Origin of the sequence: Aeromonas sp. Marseille-Q5825, from assembly GCF_946892685.1 — a bacterium.
GTDB lineage: Bacteria > Pseudomonadota > Gammaproteobacteria > Enterobacterales > Aeromonadaceae > Aeromonas > Aeromonas rivipollensis.
In genome coordinates this window covers 49,859-65,696 of sequence record NZ_CAMPOU010000003.1, presented here as the reverse complement: position 1 = coordinate 65,696, position 15,838 = coordinate 49,859, and the positions used below count along the sequence as shown (strand labels likewise).

Genomic DNA, 15,838 nt, shown 5'->3' with positions numbered 1-15,838 from the left:
TCTGCGTTGCATCCTGCTCGGGGAGGGGGACAGACGTTGTCATATGGGCACCCCTCATCCCCGAGGGGGACCGTCACTCGGGGAGGGGGCGACTCTCGAGGCGCTGGCCCTGCGGGGAGCAGCTCAGCACGGACCCTTGCTCGAACCAGTCTCCCAGCACTATGCGCCGCGCCGGCTTGCCGTCCAGCATGAAGTCATGGACGGCGGGTCTGTGGGTGTGGCCATGGATAAGCAGCCGGCAGCCATGCTGGCGCAGCAGCGCATCGACCGCCGCCGGGGTCACATCCATGATGGTCTGTGGTTTGCCGGCATTCTCCATCTGGCTCTGGCCACGCATCTTGCAGGCGATGATCTGGCGGCGGGCCAGCGGCAGGCGCAGGAAGAGCCAGCGCAGCCATTTTTGCTGGGTGATGCGGCGAAACTTCTGATAGCCCTCATCCAGGGTGCAGAGCAGGTCCCCATGGCTCAGCAGCACCCGCTCCCCGTAGAGATCGATGACGCAAGGGTCGCCAAGCAGCGTCATGCCCGCCCGTTTGGCAAAGGCCTTGCCCAGCAGGAAGTCGCGGTTGCCGTGGATGAAGTAGATGGGCACGTCCTGCCGGCTCAGTGCCAGGAAGGCCTCGGCCACCTGGCTGTGGAGCGGGTTGGGATCGTCGTCGCCAATCCAGAATTCGAACAGATCTCCCAGCACATAGAGGGCATCGGCCTTGGGGGCGTCGCGCTCGAGAAAACGCACCAGTGCGGCTGTCATGTCGGGCCGCTGGGCGCACAGGTGAATGTCACTGATAAAAAGGGTGCTCATGATGTGGGATGAGTGCTCTTGATGGGTTCCGGGCAAAGGGGGGCAGGGGAGTCTGCCGGGGTGGACGAGTCGCACTGGGATTGTGCCTGCCAGTGGAGCGCGGCAAGGTCGCGCCCCTCCAGGGTCAGCAGCGCGGCGTAAGGATCGCCGCCAAGGCCAAGCAGACGGCAGATGGCTGCCTCTCCTTTGAGTCCTGACTCGAGTCGAAGGCGCAGCACGGCCTGATAGAAGTCGTGGCCAAAGTGTCCCAGCAGGGCGGCCATCAGGCTGAGGTGACGCCAGCCGTTGAGCGTCTCAAGCGGGGCTTGGGTGACATAGAGCTCCACTGGCCAGCGTGTCTGGTCCGGGCCTGTCAGGGTCTGTTCCAGCAGCCACACCTGGTGCCCCTTGTCGCTGGCCGTCCAGCCCTGCTCACGCAAGAGGGTGGCGAGGCGCGCGGGATCAGGGTGCTGGCAGAGGATGTCGAGATCGCTGCCGGGCCTGTCGAGCCCGATGGCGACAGTGCTCACCAGCGCCAGGTCCTGGCACAGGCGCCCCAGCGCATCCCAGCAGCCTGCGTTGAGCAGGGCATGGGCGGAGCGCTGGCGGGGATTGCCCTGGGCCAGATAGTCGAGGCGGCGCCAGTTGGCAGGGGTGGCCTGCGCAGATGGAAAAACTGCGGCCGGGGCCGCAGTTATATCAGTGCGCAGAAGGCGACAATCACTCAGCAAGGGTCACCTTGGTGATGACGACGTCTTCGGTCGGCACGTCTTGATGCATGCGGCCGTAGTTGCCGGTCTTGACGCCCTTGATCTTGTTGACCACGTCCATGCCGGCGGTGACTTCACCGAACACGCAGTAGCCGAAGCCCTGGGTGGTGGGGGACTTGAAGTCCAGGAAGTCGTTGTTGTTCACGTTGATGAAGAACTGGGCGCTGGCGGAGTGCGGCTCCGAGGTGCGGGCCATGGCGATGGTGCCAATCTTGTTGGACAAGCCGTTGGCCGCCTCGTTCTTGATGGAGGCGCGGGTCTCTTTCTCTTCGAAGCCAGGGGCATAACCGCCGCCCTGGATCATGAAGCCGTCGATGACGCGGTGGAAGATGGTGTTGTCGTAGTGACCGTCACGGCAGTATTGCAGGAAGTTGGCCACGGTCTCGGGGGCTTTTTCCGCGTTCAGGGTCAGGGTGATGTCGCCGTGGTTGGTGTGCAGAGTAACCATGATATGTCCTTTCAAATGTTGCGCGAGCACGAAGCCGGCTCGCGGCTGTTGCATGGGCTATGGCCTAAAGTGGTGGCAATTCTAGCCCATCAAGGGGCTGCGGCATAGATGGCATGGGGGATCCGGCGCTTTTTCTGCCTCGTTTTCTCCACCGGATGCGGTTAGAATGTCAGGCCATTTTACTCACAGGCAGTGGTCATAAGATGCTGAAGATATACAACACACTCACTCGTCAAAAAGAAGAATTCAAACCTATCCACCCGGGCAAGGTGGGCATGTATGTGTGTGGCGTCACCATCTACGATCACTGTCATATCGGCCACGGCCGCACCTTCGTCTCCTTCGATGTGGTGGCCCGTTACCTGCGTTACGCCGGTTACGATCTCACCTATGTGCGCAACATCACCGACGTGGATGACAAGATCATCAAGCGCGCTGCCGAGACCCGGGTCACCTGTGACGACCTCACCGAGCGCCTGATCGGCGACATGCACCAGGATTTTGATGCCCTCGGCATGCTGCGCCCGGACATCGAGCCCCGCGCCACCCAGCACATCCATGAAATCATCGCCCTGGTCGAAACCCTGCTGGAGAAAGAGCACGCCTACGTGGCGGACAACGGCGATGTGATGTTCATCGTCGAGTCCTTCGCCGACTACGGCAAGCTTTCTGGCCAGGATCTGGAGCAACTGCAGGCCGGCGCCCGGGTCGACGTGGTCGAAGCCAAGCGCAACCCGCTCGACTTCGTGCTGTGGAAGATGTCCAAGCCCGGCGAGCCGACCTGGGACAGCCCCTGGGGCCCGGGTCGCCCCGGCTGGCACATAGAGTGCTCCGCCATGAACTCCAAGCACCTTGGGAACCACTTCGACATCCACGGCGGCGGCTCCGATCTGCAGTTCCCCCACCACGAGAACGAAATAGCCCAGTCCTGCTGCGCCCACGGTGGCGACTACGTCAACACCTGGATGCACAGCGGCATGGTGATGGTAGACAAAGAGAAGATGTCCAAGTCCCTTGGCAACTTCTTTACCATCCGCGACGTCCTGGCCCATTTTGACGCCGAAACCGTGCGCTACTTCCTGATGTCCGGCCACTACCGCAGCCAGCTCAACTACTCGGAAGACAACCTGAAGCAGGCCCGGGCTGCCCTGGAGCGGATGTATACCGCCCTGCGCGACCTGCCTGCCGCTGCCGCCGCCGGTGGTGACGAGCAGGTGGCTCGCTTTGTCGATGCCATGGACGACGACTTCAACACCCCGGAAGCCTACTCCGCCCTGTTCGATCTGGTGCGCGAGATCAACCGCCAGAAGGCTGAAGACATCAATGTCGCCGCAGGCCTCGGTGCCCGCCTGCGGGAACTGGGCGCCGTGCTCGGCATTCTGCAACAAGACCCGGATGCCTTCTTGAAGGGTGGCGAAGCGGACGACGAAGTGGCCGAGATCGAGCAACTGATCGCCCAGCGCAACCAGGCCCGCGCCGACAAGAACTGGGCCGCCGCCGACGCCGCCCGCAACCGTCTCACCGAGATGGGCATCGTGCTGGAAGACAGCGCCGGCAAGACCAGCTGGCGCCGTGCCTGAGGCTCGCCGGTTGACGACCTGACGCAGAGCGCAGCCCTTGGGCTGCGTTTTTTTTTCAGGGCGCTCCGTCCATGCAATCGAACATAAGGAAGATGGCACCATGAAGATACCTGGCTGGCCCTTGCTGGCGTTTGCCTTGTCTGTTCCGGCCCACGCCGGCACCGCCACCAGCGGAGTGCTGGAACCGACGACCAGTGCCCGTGCCAAGGTGGCCGAGTTTCTGGTCTGGGAGCGCAGCGTCAAACCGAGCGGCCTCTATCAGGCAGACCTGGGCGGTGCGTTGCCCAATATCGTCTCCCCCGAGCTGCTCTGCCTGCTCAATGCCGCCTCCAGGGCGCGGGAGATAGCCACTCGCGAAGCCCCGGACGAGAAGCCCCCCTTCGTCGAGGGCAACCCCTTCCTGCCCAATGCCTGGGATCACCTGCTGGGCTCGCAGATCCTCTCGTCCAGCCCGATCCCGGGCCATCAGGGGGAGAGCAAGGTCAAGATCAGCTTCACCTTCGGTGAGCCGGGCACCCCGCTCGACGCCACCAGCGGCACCTACCGTTTTGTCAGCACCTATCTGGTGAAGGAGGGGCCGCAAGGCGCCCGCATCACCGACATCGATGCTGGCGGCAGCTGCGATTTCTGCCAATCCGGCAGCCTGCGCGCCGCCCTCGTTGAGACGCTCGCCGCCTATCCCGCCGCAGGGGCAGCGCAGTGCAAGGGGTTGGGGAAATAGGGCTTTGCCTTGGGTCAAAGCGTGTTTGGGGAATAGAAATAAAAACCGCAGCTCAAGGCTGCGGTTTTTGATTGTGCCCTGCCGTGAAGTCACGGCATCCTTCGGTCAGATCCCCTCTCCCCTTGGGGGAGAGGGTCAGGGTGAGGGGTAGCTAACATCATTCCTCGGCGAAATGCCAGCCAACGCTTGGATGGCATGGCTTTGCCATGCAGGACACGAGGGCGCTGCCCTCGACAGGGTTTCGCCCGCCCTTCGGGCTGGGGCGAGTGACTTTGGAAAGACCCAAAGTCACCAAAGGTCTTCTCCCCCGGCAAACCACCCGCTTCGCGGGTTCCCTCGTCTCGTCCAACGGGTCGGACGGAGCGCCGCAGACTGCACATCCCTGTGCCGACTGCGGCTGCGCCATCATCCCTGATGGCGCTCCTGCCCCGTTGAACTCGACTCGGCGGTTTGCAGGGGGAGCCAATACCGTGCTCGCCCGTAGCCTTAATTGTTAACTGACAGCCTATCTCGCAACAGGTGCCAAGCCGTTGGCCAAATCGGGCACAGGTTTGAGTGGAAGAGAATTTGGAAAATAGAAAAACTGCAGCTTAAGACTGCATTTTTTACTGGAAAAATTGTTTTATTTCTTTAATCCACTCAGGAGTAACATCTGCACCATCGAAATCTTCTTCATAGTTTGTGGATGCTTCAATATACTTTTCTGCGAAAATAATTTTATTTCCTCCATCATTTGAATGGAAAAATTCTTCGAGTTTAAGGTTTTTGAAATTCTTTATAAAGTCTGTATTTCCATTGAGGTTGGTTGCTTGTATTTCCCTTAGGTCTTCGGATGTCTGCATGGTCTTTAAAGTAATGGAGAAAATGATAGGGTTAAGGGCTTGCTCTATATCTGTTTTATATGTGTCGGAGTGAACCAACGGCAATAAATGAGTTTTGTCCATTTCGCCCTTGTTGCTTAGGCGTCTAATTTTTAAGGTTTTACTGCCGGCATTTATTTCTTCGCATCTTGTGTTGTCTGTATCGATTAAGCAGAAAACTTTTCCATTGGTATTTTCTTCTGCCATGGGAGTTTCTAAATATTTATACAATCTAATTACTTTCGATTGGCCGCCCATTGGTAATATTCTAAGATTTTTGTTTTCAATTTCTTCTTTGAAAAAGCTTTCAAAGTAAATTTTTTCACTTACCCCTTCACAAACAATCCAGTTATATGGTGTGGGCATCTTCAATGAGTAAAATATAGATTGAACTAAATCATATGTACTTTTCAGGGTGCAGTCTTTGGGGAGTGTATTTCTAGACGCTTCAATTTCTTTTTTTAATTGTGATCTATAGTCATATAGGTCAAAGCTTTCAAAAAGTATCTTTTTATCGACCTGAGTAAGAAAATGGCTATGACCCTTACTTATAATTGGCAGAAAACCATACCAGTGAGTTGTCACTAAAATTTGATTGCTGGCGGATATTTCCTTTAGTTTTTCAAATTGTTCATAGCATAATGATGTGTGTAGTGAGTTTTCGGGTTCATCTATCCCTATAATGACCATTCTATCTCTTTCAGAGTTTCTTTTTAGAAAAGCATAAACTAAATTTATTAATGCTTGCCTTTTTTCACCTGCGCTTAGTTCATTAACTTTTGTTAACGAATCCCCGCTTCTTCTATGCAGAACTCTTTTCTGAAAATAAACTTCTAAGATCTTATTTACTAGGTCAGCCTTGGTTACTGAATTGTTTCGATCTTGCCCTGTATGATAGCAATATTCTTTCTCTAGTATTACTTCAATTTCAGATACAAAATTACCTAGTGTTTTATTAATCCCCCCTTGATTATTGAAGTTAACCGTGTTTAATGATTTTTCTATTTCAGCCTTTAACTGTTTGTCAAAAACTTTCTGCATTTCTGTAGTTTCAATTTTTGTAAAGCTTTCAACCTCTATTTCCACAGGGAAATATATGAAGGAATAAAGACCCTTTAGCTCGCTATGAAATTTCTTCCAATCAGAATTAGACAGTAATTTAGATAATCTTTCTTTTCTATTGCTTGTTGTTTCCCTTTTTTCTTGGGGTTCGCTATTGACTTTTTCTTCATCCAGCATGTATGAAAGGAAATTTTCCTCGCCATGGAAACTGGCAAAATATAACCGTGGTACGTTAGACTGTATCTCCGACTCACCAGCAACTATTAGGTAATGAGAGTCAATGGATATTCCTTTCTGCTCTAATAGCTGACTCCTGATTTCAAAGAAGTCATTCATGGAGCCTCTAACTCCACTATGTAATGTATTTTTCTGTACCTCCCAGAAGTATTTACTTATCCTCTCAAACTCCTTCTTTTGTCGTGGCACTTTAGTCTTCTTGATTAAAAATATAGGCGATATAAATGGTTCATTTCCGACGGTGGTTAATCCATCTCGTTTCCCATCCTTATTTATAGGGTATGGTTTGTCGTTAAAGAATGAATTTAGTGCTTCTAGGATGGAACTTTTACCAACACCATTTTCTCCCACATATGAAACGAAACCATACTTTGAACCAATCGGAATGAATGAGATTCCTTTGTATGCTTTAATGTGTTTCAAAAATAAACCAATAATCATCTTTGTAATCTCTTAACTTAAATGCAAATTGTAAGTTCGACCAGCGAAGTGTAATCGGACATTCGAGAAATTAAGGTGTTATCACAGCGAAATAGCTCACTATTGGTCTTTCAATTTAAGACGACCTCCTGAAATAACGGGTGTGTTAACTGGCCTCGATGCTGTGGGTTGGGTGTTGCCCCCTGTTGTTCGCCGAGGTGAGCCCGTTTGTCCAGGCCGCGAGGCAGGATGCCGAGCGAGCGGCGCTGGGCCAGGGATGGCCCATCGGCGCGTGCCGTCGGACAAAGGGGTGAACCGAGGGAACCCGACGCAGGAGGGCGAACAAGTGGGGGTGGCCTTTCTTTTGGTGACTTTTCTTTGGCCACGCAAAGAAAAGTCACTCGCCTCAGCCCGAAGGGCGGGCGAAACCCCGTCGAGGGCAGCGCCCTCGTGTCCTGCATGGCGAAGCCGTGCCATTATGGCGTGGGGGGGCATTCGCCAGGCAATGCCGTTACCGACCCCTCACCCTGGCCCTCTCCCCCAAGGGGAGAGGGGACCAAGCCGAAACCCTGTCGAGGGCAGTGCCCTCGTGTCCTGCATGGCGAAGCCATGCCCAAGTTACCCAACCCCTCACCCTAACCCTCTCCCACAAGGGGGGAGGGGACTGTTACCGCGGACGATTACGCTTCGCTAATCGACCCTACTGGCGAAGCCATGCCAAAGAGGATGGCGACCCCTCACCCTGACCCTCTCCCGCAAGGGGAGAGGGAATTGTTACCCTGGTGCAATGCGCTCCGCTTATTGCACCCTACGCCTCTCCCGTTGGGGCGAGGGGACTGTTACCGCGGCCGATTACGCTTCGCTAATCGACTCAACTCGACCCTACTTGTCCCGGGTCCCGGGGCCGTCGGAAACCCCATCGAGGGTGGAGCCCTCGCACCTTGCCGAGGTGCTGGATGCCGGGCTGGCATCCGCCAACGACGCTACCGCCCCTGGCTCTCGCTACCACAATGCGCCGCTGACCCGACGGGACAAAACAGGGGCCAACGGGCACCCACCCCCATCCTACGGAGCCGACGGGGCCCGATCCACGGATATTGCTGACCCAAGTGTCAGAATCGACAGGTTTTTTGCGCTGGTTCAAAGTTACGGTCGCAAGCCTGGGGTGGGGCGGGGCCTCAGGCGTGACCCGCCAAAGTGTGAACGGGCCGATATTTCCCCGGCCTACCCCTTTCTCGCACTTGTCTGGCGTGCCCCGGGTTGGCTAAGGTGGTCGCCCATCACATGCAGGCAGTGGAGAGAGGCATGGACAAGATATTGCAGACCCTGTCGGAGCGGGTCACGCAGGCGCGGGATCTGGAGAGCCTGACCCGGCCCCTGCTGGAAATGCTCGAGGCGGTGACCGGGCTGGAGTCGACCTATCTCACCCAGATTGATGTCGAGCAGGGCACCCAGAGCATCCGCTATGCCAAGAATGCCAACGAGGTGGCCGGGCTGCAGATCCCGGAGGGGATCACGGTGGACTGGAGCGATACCTTGTGCCGGCGTGCCATCGATGAGGGGCGCATGTTCACCGACAATGTGGCCGAGTGCTGGGGCGATTCGGATGCGGCCAGGATCATGGGCATTCGCACCTATCTGAGCAGCCCGGTGCGCACACCCTCGGGGTCGCTCTATGGCACCCTGTGCGCCGCCAGCGCCGAGCGCAAGCCCTTCGTGGCGGGCTCAGAGCAGCTTATCGGCTTCTTCGCCCGGTTGATCGCCGAGCATGTGGAGCGGGAGCAGTTGCTGCAGCAGTTGCAGCAGGCCAACCAGGAGCTGGCGCGCCAGGCCCTCAGCGATCCCCTGACCGGCCTGCCGAACCGGCGGGCGCTGATGCAGGAGCTGGCTCGCCTGTTTTCCCTATCGGAGCGGGCCGGGCACCCTGTGCTCATCGCCTTTATCGATCTCGATGGCTTCAAGCAGATCAACGATACCCACGGTCACGAGGCGGGGGACAAGCTGCTGATCACCATGGCGCAGCAACTGTCGGCGGCCCTGCGCGGCGGCGATCTGCTGGCGCGGGTCGGGGGGGACGAGTTCGTCGTGGTGGGCATGGGGCCTCATCAAGGGCATGAGACGGTCGAGGGGGCGGTGCAGGGTTTCCAGCGCCGGTTGTTCGAGCAGAGCGTTTTTCAAGTGCCTATCCCCTCCCGGGTGCTGGACTATCCCGGCGCCAGCGTGGGGGCCGTGGCCATAGATCCGGCGCACACCAGCATAGACGACGCCCTGCGCCAGGCCGATGCGCGCATGTATGCGGTCAAGCGCCAGCGCCGCGCGCTGGAGGGGCGGGCAGGTTGCGTCTGAGGCGCCCCTGCCCATGGCAAGGGGGCCAGGGGCCGCGGCTTTGATGTCGCGCATTGTTGCCCCCGCGCCCGGGATGCTAGGATGCGTCTCCCTCAACACAGGCACTCTCTACCATGGCAAACCGCGTTATCGGCCAGCTCCGCGCCCTGGCGGCGAAAGTGGCCACCCTCTTTGCGGAGCTCTCCGAGTTTCAGCAGCGCATCTGGGTGGTCAGCATCATCAAGGATGCCTACACAGACACCTTCATCGTCAACGAAGGCAGCTTCGAGGAGCCCATGCAGTGGATGCACCGCAAGGGCTACAGCGCCGAGATGCTGGCCCGGGTCGATGCCATGGCCCGCTCCCAGGTTGTCCAGCTGGAGCTCGGTGGGCAGTGCCACCGTCTGATGCGGGTCAAATAGATGGCCCGGGTCGATGCCATGGCCCGCTACCAGGTTGTCCAGCTGGAGCTCGGTGGGCGGTGCCACCGCCTGATGCGGGTCAAATAAAGCCCCTTTTTGGCCCGAAGGGCCCGAGCCATAAGGTTCGGGCCACTCACCTTGCTGCCTGATGGCAACCCCTGGCAGGGTTGCCCGAGTCATGATTTCTCGGTGGTGCGCTCCGGTTTCAATGCCCCCGAGTAGACGCAGATGGCGGAGTTGTAACTGTTGTAGGCGACGGCGTAGTTGAAGTCGCAGAAATAGGCCGGGTGCTTGGTGGCCACAGTGTCACCCGCCTTGCATTTGTCCTGCATCCCCTCCACCAGAGAGTCATTGTTGGCGCCAAGACAGGCCTTGCCCGTGGTCTTGTCGCCACCGCACGCCATCAACAGGGCGCAAACCGAGATACTCATCAACCACTTCACTGTGCCGTGCATGTCCAATCCTGATCTGTTCAAACGAGATGCCGGTGCCATGGGCTCCGGGGTATAGGGGATGGTGCCTGGGGGACGGGGGCCCGGCTGCTTGCCGTCGTGCGCGCCACCAGGGGCGTTGCCGCAACGGCTTGGCCGCCATTGTGCGCAGTCCCCTTGCCCGAAGAGAGGGCCAACAGACTCCCAGCGTCATTTTACGGACCCAGAGCAGCCCCTGTCACCCCTTGGGGCGACCGGAGTCAGACATTCAATGGTGTTCGTGATGGGGGTCAAGGGATGGGCGGGGCTGAGCAAGGAGAGCAGTGCCCAGCAAGCGAGAGGCCCATGGCGGGCCTCTCTGCAGGCATCGAAGGACACTAGGGCGCCGGGAAGTACTTGTGCTGGATCCGCTGGAACTCGCTGCTGGCCAGCACCTGGGTCAGGCCGTGCTGGAACTCCTTGACCAGGGCATCGTCCACCGGATGGCTGAAGGCGAAGCAGAACTGCTCGGAGCTCAGCACCCAGCGCACCTCGAACTGGGCGGGATCCAGCTGCTGGGCCTGGATGAGATCCATCAGGGTGGCCTTGTTGCTGGAGATGAGGTCGACCCGCCCCGAGGTGAGCATCCGCAGCGCCTGGGGGAGGCGGTTGGCTGTCATTATCTTCTGCTCGTCGAAGCCGCTGTTGAGCAGCAACTGCTCCCCCACATCGGCGCGCACGGCGCCTATGGTGTGCTGCTGGGCATCCTCCAGCCGGGCGATCTTGAGGGGATGGCTGGCCAGCCCCATCAGTACGATTTCGGCATAGCCGATGGGACAGGCCCACTTGAACAGGGGATCCCGCGCCTCGGTGCGGGCGGTGGCGAAGAGCACCACGTTGGGCTTCTGGGTCAGCAGGTAGTAGCCCCTGGCCCAAGGGAGGATGCTGATCTCCTGGGGCGGGGTGCCCGTCTTCTGCCACACCTGGTGCAGCAGCTCGATGGCAAAGCCGCTTGGGGTGCCATCTTCCCCGGTGAAGTTATAGGGTTTGTACTCTTCGGTGAGGTAGTGAAGCTTGCCAAGGGCCGGGCTGGCGCTGGCCTGCCCCATCTCCCCCGGCCCGCCCCAGAGTGTGGCTAAGAGTGTGGCCAAGAGGGCGGTACTGTTCCTGATCCTTCCTATTCCTGCGCTCATCCTGACCGTCCTGCTGCCGAGTGCCCAGCTTCAAGTGTTGCCAAGCCACCGGGTTTCGCCACCCGAAGGGGCGAGCCATCGCCGTTGCTGTGTCAAGGCGTGGCGCAACAGGGGGGCGGCAGCGCGCTCCCGGGACGGCCCATCACCAGGCCGGGCGGGTATGGCCTATGGGCTTGAGGGCCTGATCGCGCAGGCCGACCAGCAGGGTTGCGCCGTCCGGTTGCAGCCTGAATTCGCCATAGCGCGCCTGCTCGTACTGGGCGGCCGTTCCCTCCTCGAAGAAGAAGGCATCCGGCCCTATCCACCACTGGCCCTGCTGCCAGCGGGCCTGCAGCAGGCGCTGATCCGGGGCCAGGGCGTCGGGGGTGCCCCCCTCCACCCGCTGTGCCACCTGCTGCTCATCGAGGCGGATGACCAGGGTCTGGGTGGCGGCACCCTCCTGGTGCGGGCTCCCCAACTGGCGGGCGAGGGCATAGCTCAGGCGCATGTAATCCCCCTGCATCAGGGAGCGAGGGTCGACCGGGGCCAGCTCCAGCAGCACTGTCTCGCCGCTGCTCATGGCATGCTCGAAGCGCCAGACGGTGACATTGATGCCCACCAGGATGGCGAGGCCGGTCAGCAAGAAACCAAGGCGTCTCATGAGGGGATACTCCCATGCTGGTGCTTGAACTTTTGGTCGTCGCCGAGCAACAGGGGACCGGAGCCCGGCAATGTGGCGAGGCCGGTCAGCAAGAAACCAAGGCGTCTCATGAGGGGATACTCCCATGCAGGTGTTTGAACCCTTGGTCGTCGCCGAATAACAGGGGACCGGAGCCCGGCGGTGTGGCGAGGCCGGTCAGCAAGAGGGCAAAGTGTCTCATGAGGCGATCTCCTTGCCGAGGATGTTCAACAACTGGCGGGCGCCGAGCAGCAGGGCCCCCGAGCCCAGCAGCAGCCAGGATTTGGTCATCAGGGTCAGCCCGAGATCGTAGTAGTAGAGGGAGCCAAAGCCGAGCAGCAGCAGGCCTGCCAGGGTCATGAGCCCCAGGCTCCCGGCATAAAAGCCGAGCACCAGCACCAGGGCGCCGGCTCCCATGCCGGGGATGATGGCGCTGATCACCACCAGGGGCAGGCCGTAGAGCAACGGCAGTTTCAGTTTCACCATGACCCCGAGCAGCAGGGCGGCGCAGAGCAGGGGATTGAGCATAAGCGGCAGGCGGGAGATCCCGAGCTCGTCGAGCGCGCTGGTGCCGCCGTCCCAGAGTGGATGGTGCAACCGGCCCAGCACCAGCAGGGAGAGCGCCAGCCCCAGGGTCAGGGACTCATAGAGCGAATGGCGTTCTGGGTCGCGCTCGGCCTGCAGCCAGCAGAAGGTGAGGGCGGCCATCACCAGCGGCAGGGCCAGCAGTTGCAGGCCGAGGCAGGCGAGCCCCATGGTCAGCAGGATGGCGGCGGCGAAGCTGTGGAAGAGGCGAACCAGCCAGTGCTCGAACAGGGCGGCGATGGCCAGCGACAACAGGGCCAGTCCCAGCCAGAGCGGGGCCGAGTGGGGGTCAATCTGGTCGATGAGGCCATAGAGCAGCCAGGCATCGGCCGCGAGCGCGAGCGCCAGCACGAACTGATCCCAGAGATCGCTGCGCCGGGCCAGGCGGTTGAGGCCGAGGGCGGCGGCCATCAGCAGGGTGCCCATGACAAGGGCGTGGTTTGCCTCGCGGATCAGGCTCTCGAAGGCCATGAACAGGAAGAGCAGCAGGAAGAGGGCGGCCAGCCAGCCCACCATGCCGAGCAGGAAGCGGCTCGACCAGTGGGGTTGCTCGTCTTGAGGGGCGTCGCCCTCCACCAGATGGGCGGCCCGCAGCCTCTCCCAAGGACTCAGATCAGACATGCTGCCTCCGTTGTTGTTGCAGCCAGCGGCTGGCCATGACCATGAAAGTCCGATGGCGATGGGATGGCCAGCAGGGGTGACCAGAGGATCGGCTCAGGCATGGGACCTCCGTTGTTGTTGTAGCCAGCGGCTGGCTATGACAGAGAGGCCGATGGCAATCAGGCTCAGCAGCAGGAAGCCGTTCATGTCGGGCTCCATCCACTTGCCGAGCGCCGCGAGAATGACGGCGATAAGGCTCAGGCACCCCATGGCTAGCCCGGCGATAAACCTGTGGTGCCAGCGCAGATAGGCGGCCCCAAGCCATGCGAGCCAGGCGGGCCAGACCCAGGGGGAGGCGGCATCAAACAGCGCCAGCAGGGCCAGCAGGGTGACCCCGAGCCCGGCGGCCAGCCCCGGGAGCCAGGAGGGCATGAGCCCGAGGCGCGCTGGGGCCAGGATGAGCGCCCCCCAGAGGGCGGCGTTGAGCAGGGTCAGGCACCAGCCGAGGGCCTCCTCATTGAAGGAGAAGAAGAGATCGATGAGGCCGAGACGCCAGTAGAGCACCAGGGCCAGCTGGCCGAGCAGCCAGCAGAGCGTCCAGAGCAGGGGGCTCCTGCCGAGCGCCGCCAGGGGCAACAGCAGCAGGGCCCAGGTGGCGAAGAGCTGCCAGGGATCGGCACCTGTCTGGTAGGTCTGACCCACCAGGGCCAGCAGGGCGCCTATGTTGAGGGCCACCGCCAGCAGCAGGGCCTGGCGCGGGGTGTCGGCCAGGGGCTTGCGCCAGAGCACCAGCAGCATGGCGAGCAGGGGCAGCTCCAGCAGGGCGAGGCGGGAGAGGCGGCCCAGCGCCTGCCAGTTGAAGGCGACGAAAAACACCAGGCCAGCCCCCAGGCAGAGGCAGCCGAGCCAGAGCAGCAGCCTGTCGAACAGCCACTGCCAGCGCACGGGGGCCGGGGGCAGATCGCAGAGGGCGAGGGCGGCGGGCAATGACTCCCGAGGGAGACGACCGCGTCTGACCCAGTCGAGCAGGGTCTGTCTTGAGGTGACGAGCATGGCGAGGCTCCTGGTGCCGTCGTGCCTGAATGGTAAGGCATTATGGCACGGCGCCGCGTCCCGGGGCAGACCCCGCTGGCGCTGATGCGACAGGGAGGCAGGAGCGGACGACAAAAAAGCCCCGACCGGGAGGAGGGGGCTCTGATGACGGGCAGAGGGGGATATGGATGGGTGCTCACGCCCATCCTATCCCCTCGTTGCTGGCGCGTCAGACGAAGATCAGGGTGCTGGCGCCCAGGCCCACGAAGAGAATGGCGCAGGCGATGCGGATCCCCTGGAGGGGCAGCTTGTCTGCGCCGAGCTTGCCAAGCAGCACCACGGGCACGTTGGCCAGCATCATGCCGAGGGTGGTGCCCGTGATGACCTGAGTGAGAGAGTCGTACTTGGCCGCCAGCAGCACAGTGGCTATCTGGGTCTTGTCGCCTATTTCGGCGATGAAGAACAGCACGAAGGTGGCCATGAAGGGGCCGTATTTGTCGAGGGAACTCTCTTCATCGTCCATCTTGTCCGGCACCAGGATCCAGACCGCCATGGCGATGAAGGCACCGGCGACCAGCCAGGTCATCACCTTGGGGTCCATCCAGCTGCTGATGAACTCCCCTATCCAGGCGGCACCCGCATGGTTGAGCAGGGTGGCGACCAGCATGCCGGCGATGATGGGCCAGGGTTTGCGAAAACGACAGATGAGCAGCAACGCCAGGAGCTGGGTCTTGTCGCCGATCTCGGCGATGGCCACGCTCAGGGTTGAGGTTAACAAGGCTTCCATAAATATGACCGGGGGACGGAATTGTTATAAACCAAAGACAAGCCTGCGCCATCCGTCCCCGGTATTGGCACTGGCCCGTCAAAGGTCTTGTCAAATCCGGCATTGCCCGGATCACCCTGACCATGGTGAGTTGGCACCAAGTATGTTGATCAGGATCGCGCACCGGGTTGGCACCCGTGGCGAGACTACTCCCCCTCGATGGGAGCCGGCATTCTAGGGAAAAACGTCCTCTGAAGCAAGGCGTGTGGCTGGGGGATCACCCGCCCACCAGCTTGACTTGAAAGCCGGCTTTCTCCAGCTCGGCCTTGATAAGGTCCCGTTTGTCCCCCTGGATCTCGATGATCCCCTCCTTGAGGCCGCCGCCGGTACCGCACTTCTTCTTGAGCAGGGTGGCGATGGTTTTCTGCTTGTCGGCCGGCACGCCGTGGATGGTGATGACACCGGCGCCCTTGCGCCCCTTGGTCTCGCGGCGGATGCGCACGACTCCGTCGGCGGGGAAGGGGGAGGCGCTCTGGGTGGGGGTGGATTCCTTGATCATGCCGCCGTCCGTGCTGTAGACCAGGCGGCTGTTGTTGTCGTGACTCATGGCAATACTTTGTCGGTTAGCTAAGCGGAGTTTGATTTTACGCAAATAAATGTTGGGGGCACAGCTTATAATCCTCCCCACTAAAAGCGAATTATTCTTGTTTAACTTCAGGAGCCCGTCATGGTACTCACAGAGTTGTCGCCGGGGCAGCGTGCTCGCATCAAGAACATGAACCATCTTGGCCGCGCCTTGCGACGCAAGCTGATGGTGATGGGGCTCTTGCCCCAGACCGAGATCCTCTATCTGCGGGCGGCTCCCCTGGGGGACCCGCTCCAGATCCAGTGCCAGGGCATCTGCCTCTCCATGCAAAAGAGCCTGGCCCAGCAGATCGAGGTCGAGCCGGTATGAATTCGTCGGGTTC

Annotated in this window: 16 protein-coding genes; 5 read left to right on the top strand and 11 right to left on the bottom strand. The window is 60.0% G+C overall.

The features are described from left to right. Nucleotides 1-73: 73 nt before the first annotated feature. From lpxH to OC537_RS08645, 3 genes are read right to left on the bottom strand one after another with little or no spacing between them, the layout of a single operon-like run. Nucleotides 74-802, bottom strand: a complete 729-nt coding sequence (gene lpxH, locus OC537_RS08655; RefSeq protein WP_106886425.1) for a UDP-2,3-diacylglucosamine diphosphatase — start codon at nucleotides 800-802, stop codon at nucleotides 74-76. Continuing rightward, nucleotides 799-1,512, bottom strand: a complete 714-nt coding sequence (locus tag OC537_RS08650; protein ID WP_262110798.1) for a DUF4269 domain-containing protein — start codon at nucleotides 1,510-1,512, stop codon at nucleotides 799-801. Before OC537_RS08650 ends, lpxH begins: the two co-directional genes overlap by 4 nt. Beyond that, the gene (locus OC537_RS08645) at nucleotides 1,502-1,999 is read right to left on the bottom strand and encodes a peptidylprolyl isomerase (protein ID WP_025327420.1); all 498 of its coding nucleotides are present in this window, start codon (nucleotides 1,997-1,999) and stop codon (nucleotides 1,502-1,504) included. Before OC537_RS08645 ends, OC537_RS08650 begins: the two co-directional genes overlap by 11 nt. A gap of 203 nt (nucleotides 2,000-2,202) precedes the next feature. Here OC537_RS08645 and cysS point away from each other — a divergent pair, with 203 nt between their 5' ends. Both cysS and OC537_RS08635 read left to right on the top strand, forming a co-directional pair. Continuing rightward, complete coding sequence (gene cysS / locus OC537_RS08640; protein ID WP_182310119.1) at nucleotides 2,203-3,579, top strand: cysteine--tRNA ligase; 1,377 nt, start codon at nucleotides 2,203-2,205, stop codon at nucleotides 3,577-3,579. Between the two features lie 100 nt (nucleotides 3,580-3,679). Then, nucleotides 3,680-4,300, top strand: coding sequence for a hypothetical protein (locus OC537_RS08635; RefSeq protein ID WP_262110797.1), 621 nt, complete (start codon nucleotides 3,680-3,682; stop codon nucleotides 4,298-4,300). Nucleotides 4,301-4,905: 605 nt separating this feature from the next. On the opposite strand, the gene OC537_RS08630 is transcribed toward OC537_RS08635, so the two are convergent. Then, the gene (locus tag OC537_RS08630; RefSeq protein WP_262110796.1) at nucleotides 4,906-6,900 is read right to left on the bottom strand and encodes an ATP-dependent nuclease; all 1,995 of its coding nucleotides are present in this window, start codon (nucleotides 6,898-6,900) and stop codon (nucleotides 4,906-4,908) included. 1,284 nt (nucleotides 6,901-8,184) lie between these two features. Between OC537_RS08630 and OC537_RS08625 the strand changes: the two genes are divergently transcribed. Both OC537_RS08625 and OC537_RS08620 read left to right on the top strand, forming a co-directional pair. After that, a complete protein-coding gene (locus OC537_RS08625; RefSeq protein ID WP_262110795.1) occupies nucleotides 8,185-9,225 on the top strand; it encodes a diguanylate cyclase in 1,041 nt (346 codons plus the stop codon). Between the two features lie 113 nt (nucleotides 9,226-9,338). Then, nucleotides 9,339-9,626 (top strand): hypothetical protein, encoded by a 288-nt coding sequence (locus tag OC537_RS08620; protein WP_139751440.1) that lies wholly within the window; start codon nucleotides 9,339-9,341, stop codon nucleotides 9,624-9,626. Between the two features lie 176 nt (nucleotides 9,627-9,802). Here OC537_RS08620 and OC537_RS08615 read toward each other — a convergent pair whose 3' ends face one another. The 7 genes from OC537_RS08615 to OC537_RS08585 form a co-directional block, all read right to left on the bottom strand. Continuing rightward, nucleotides 9,803-10,057 carry a hypothetical protein gene (locus OC537_RS08615; RefSeq protein WP_041204490.1) on the bottom strand — a complete coding sequence of 85 codons (255 nt, stop codon included), beginning with the start codon at nucleotides 10,055-10,057 and terminating at the stop codon, nucleotides 9,803-9,805. A 377-nt stretch (nucleotides 10,058-10,434) separates the two neighbouring features. Continuing rightward, nucleotides 10,435-11,208: a substrate-binding periplasmic protein gene (locus OC537_RS08610; protein WP_404840733.1), complete on the bottom strand. Its 774-nt coding sequence runs from the start codon at nucleotides 11,206-11,208 to the stop codon at nucleotides 10,435-10,437. 163 nt (nucleotides 11,209-11,371) lie between these two features. After that, nucleotides 11,372-11,869: a GDYXXLXY domain-containing protein gene (locus tag OC537_RS08605; protein WP_106886432.1), complete on the bottom strand. Its 498-nt coding sequence runs from the start codon at nucleotides 11,867-11,869 to the stop codon at nucleotides 11,372-11,374. 216 nt (nucleotides 11,870-12,085) lie between these two features. After that, the gene (locus OC537_RS08600; RefSeq protein ID WP_262110794.1) at nucleotides 12,086-13,093 is read right to left on the bottom strand and encodes a DUF4401 domain-containing protein; all 1,008 of its coding nucleotides are present in this window, start codon (nucleotides 13,091-13,093) and stop codon (nucleotides 12,086-12,088) included. A gap of 93 nt (nucleotides 13,094-13,186) precedes the next feature. Beyond that, nucleotides 13,187-14,125 (bottom strand): DUF2157 domain-containing protein, encoded by a 939-nt coding sequence (locus OC537_RS08595; RefSeq protein ID WP_262110793.1) that lies wholly within the window; start codon nucleotides 14,123-14,125, stop codon nucleotides 13,187-13,189. Between the two features lie 208 nt (nucleotides 14,126-14,333). Then, on the bottom strand, nucleotides 14,334-14,891 hold the full coding sequence (locus OC537_RS08590; protein ID WP_106886435.1) for a TMEM165/GDT1 family protein: 558 nt from the start codon (nucleotides 14,889-14,891) through the stop codon (nucleotides 14,334-14,336). Nucleotides 14,892-15,147: 256 nt separating this feature from the next. Next, the gene (locus OC537_RS08585) at nucleotides 15,148-15,477 is read right to left on the bottom strand and encodes a translation initiation factor (RefSeq protein ID WP_262110792.1); all 330 of its coding nucleotides are present in this window, start codon (nucleotides 15,475-15,477) and stop codon (nucleotides 15,148-15,150) included. Between the two features lie 120 nt (nucleotides 15,478-15,597). On the opposite strand from OC537_RS08585, the gene OC537_RS08580 reads away from it, so the two are divergent. Next, nucleotides 15,598-15,825, top strand: a complete 228-nt coding sequence (locus OC537_RS08580; protein ID WP_262110791.1) for a FeoA family protein — start codon at nucleotides 15,598-15,600, stop codon at nucleotides 15,823-15,825. Nucleotides 15,826-15,838: the final 13 nt, after the last annotated feature.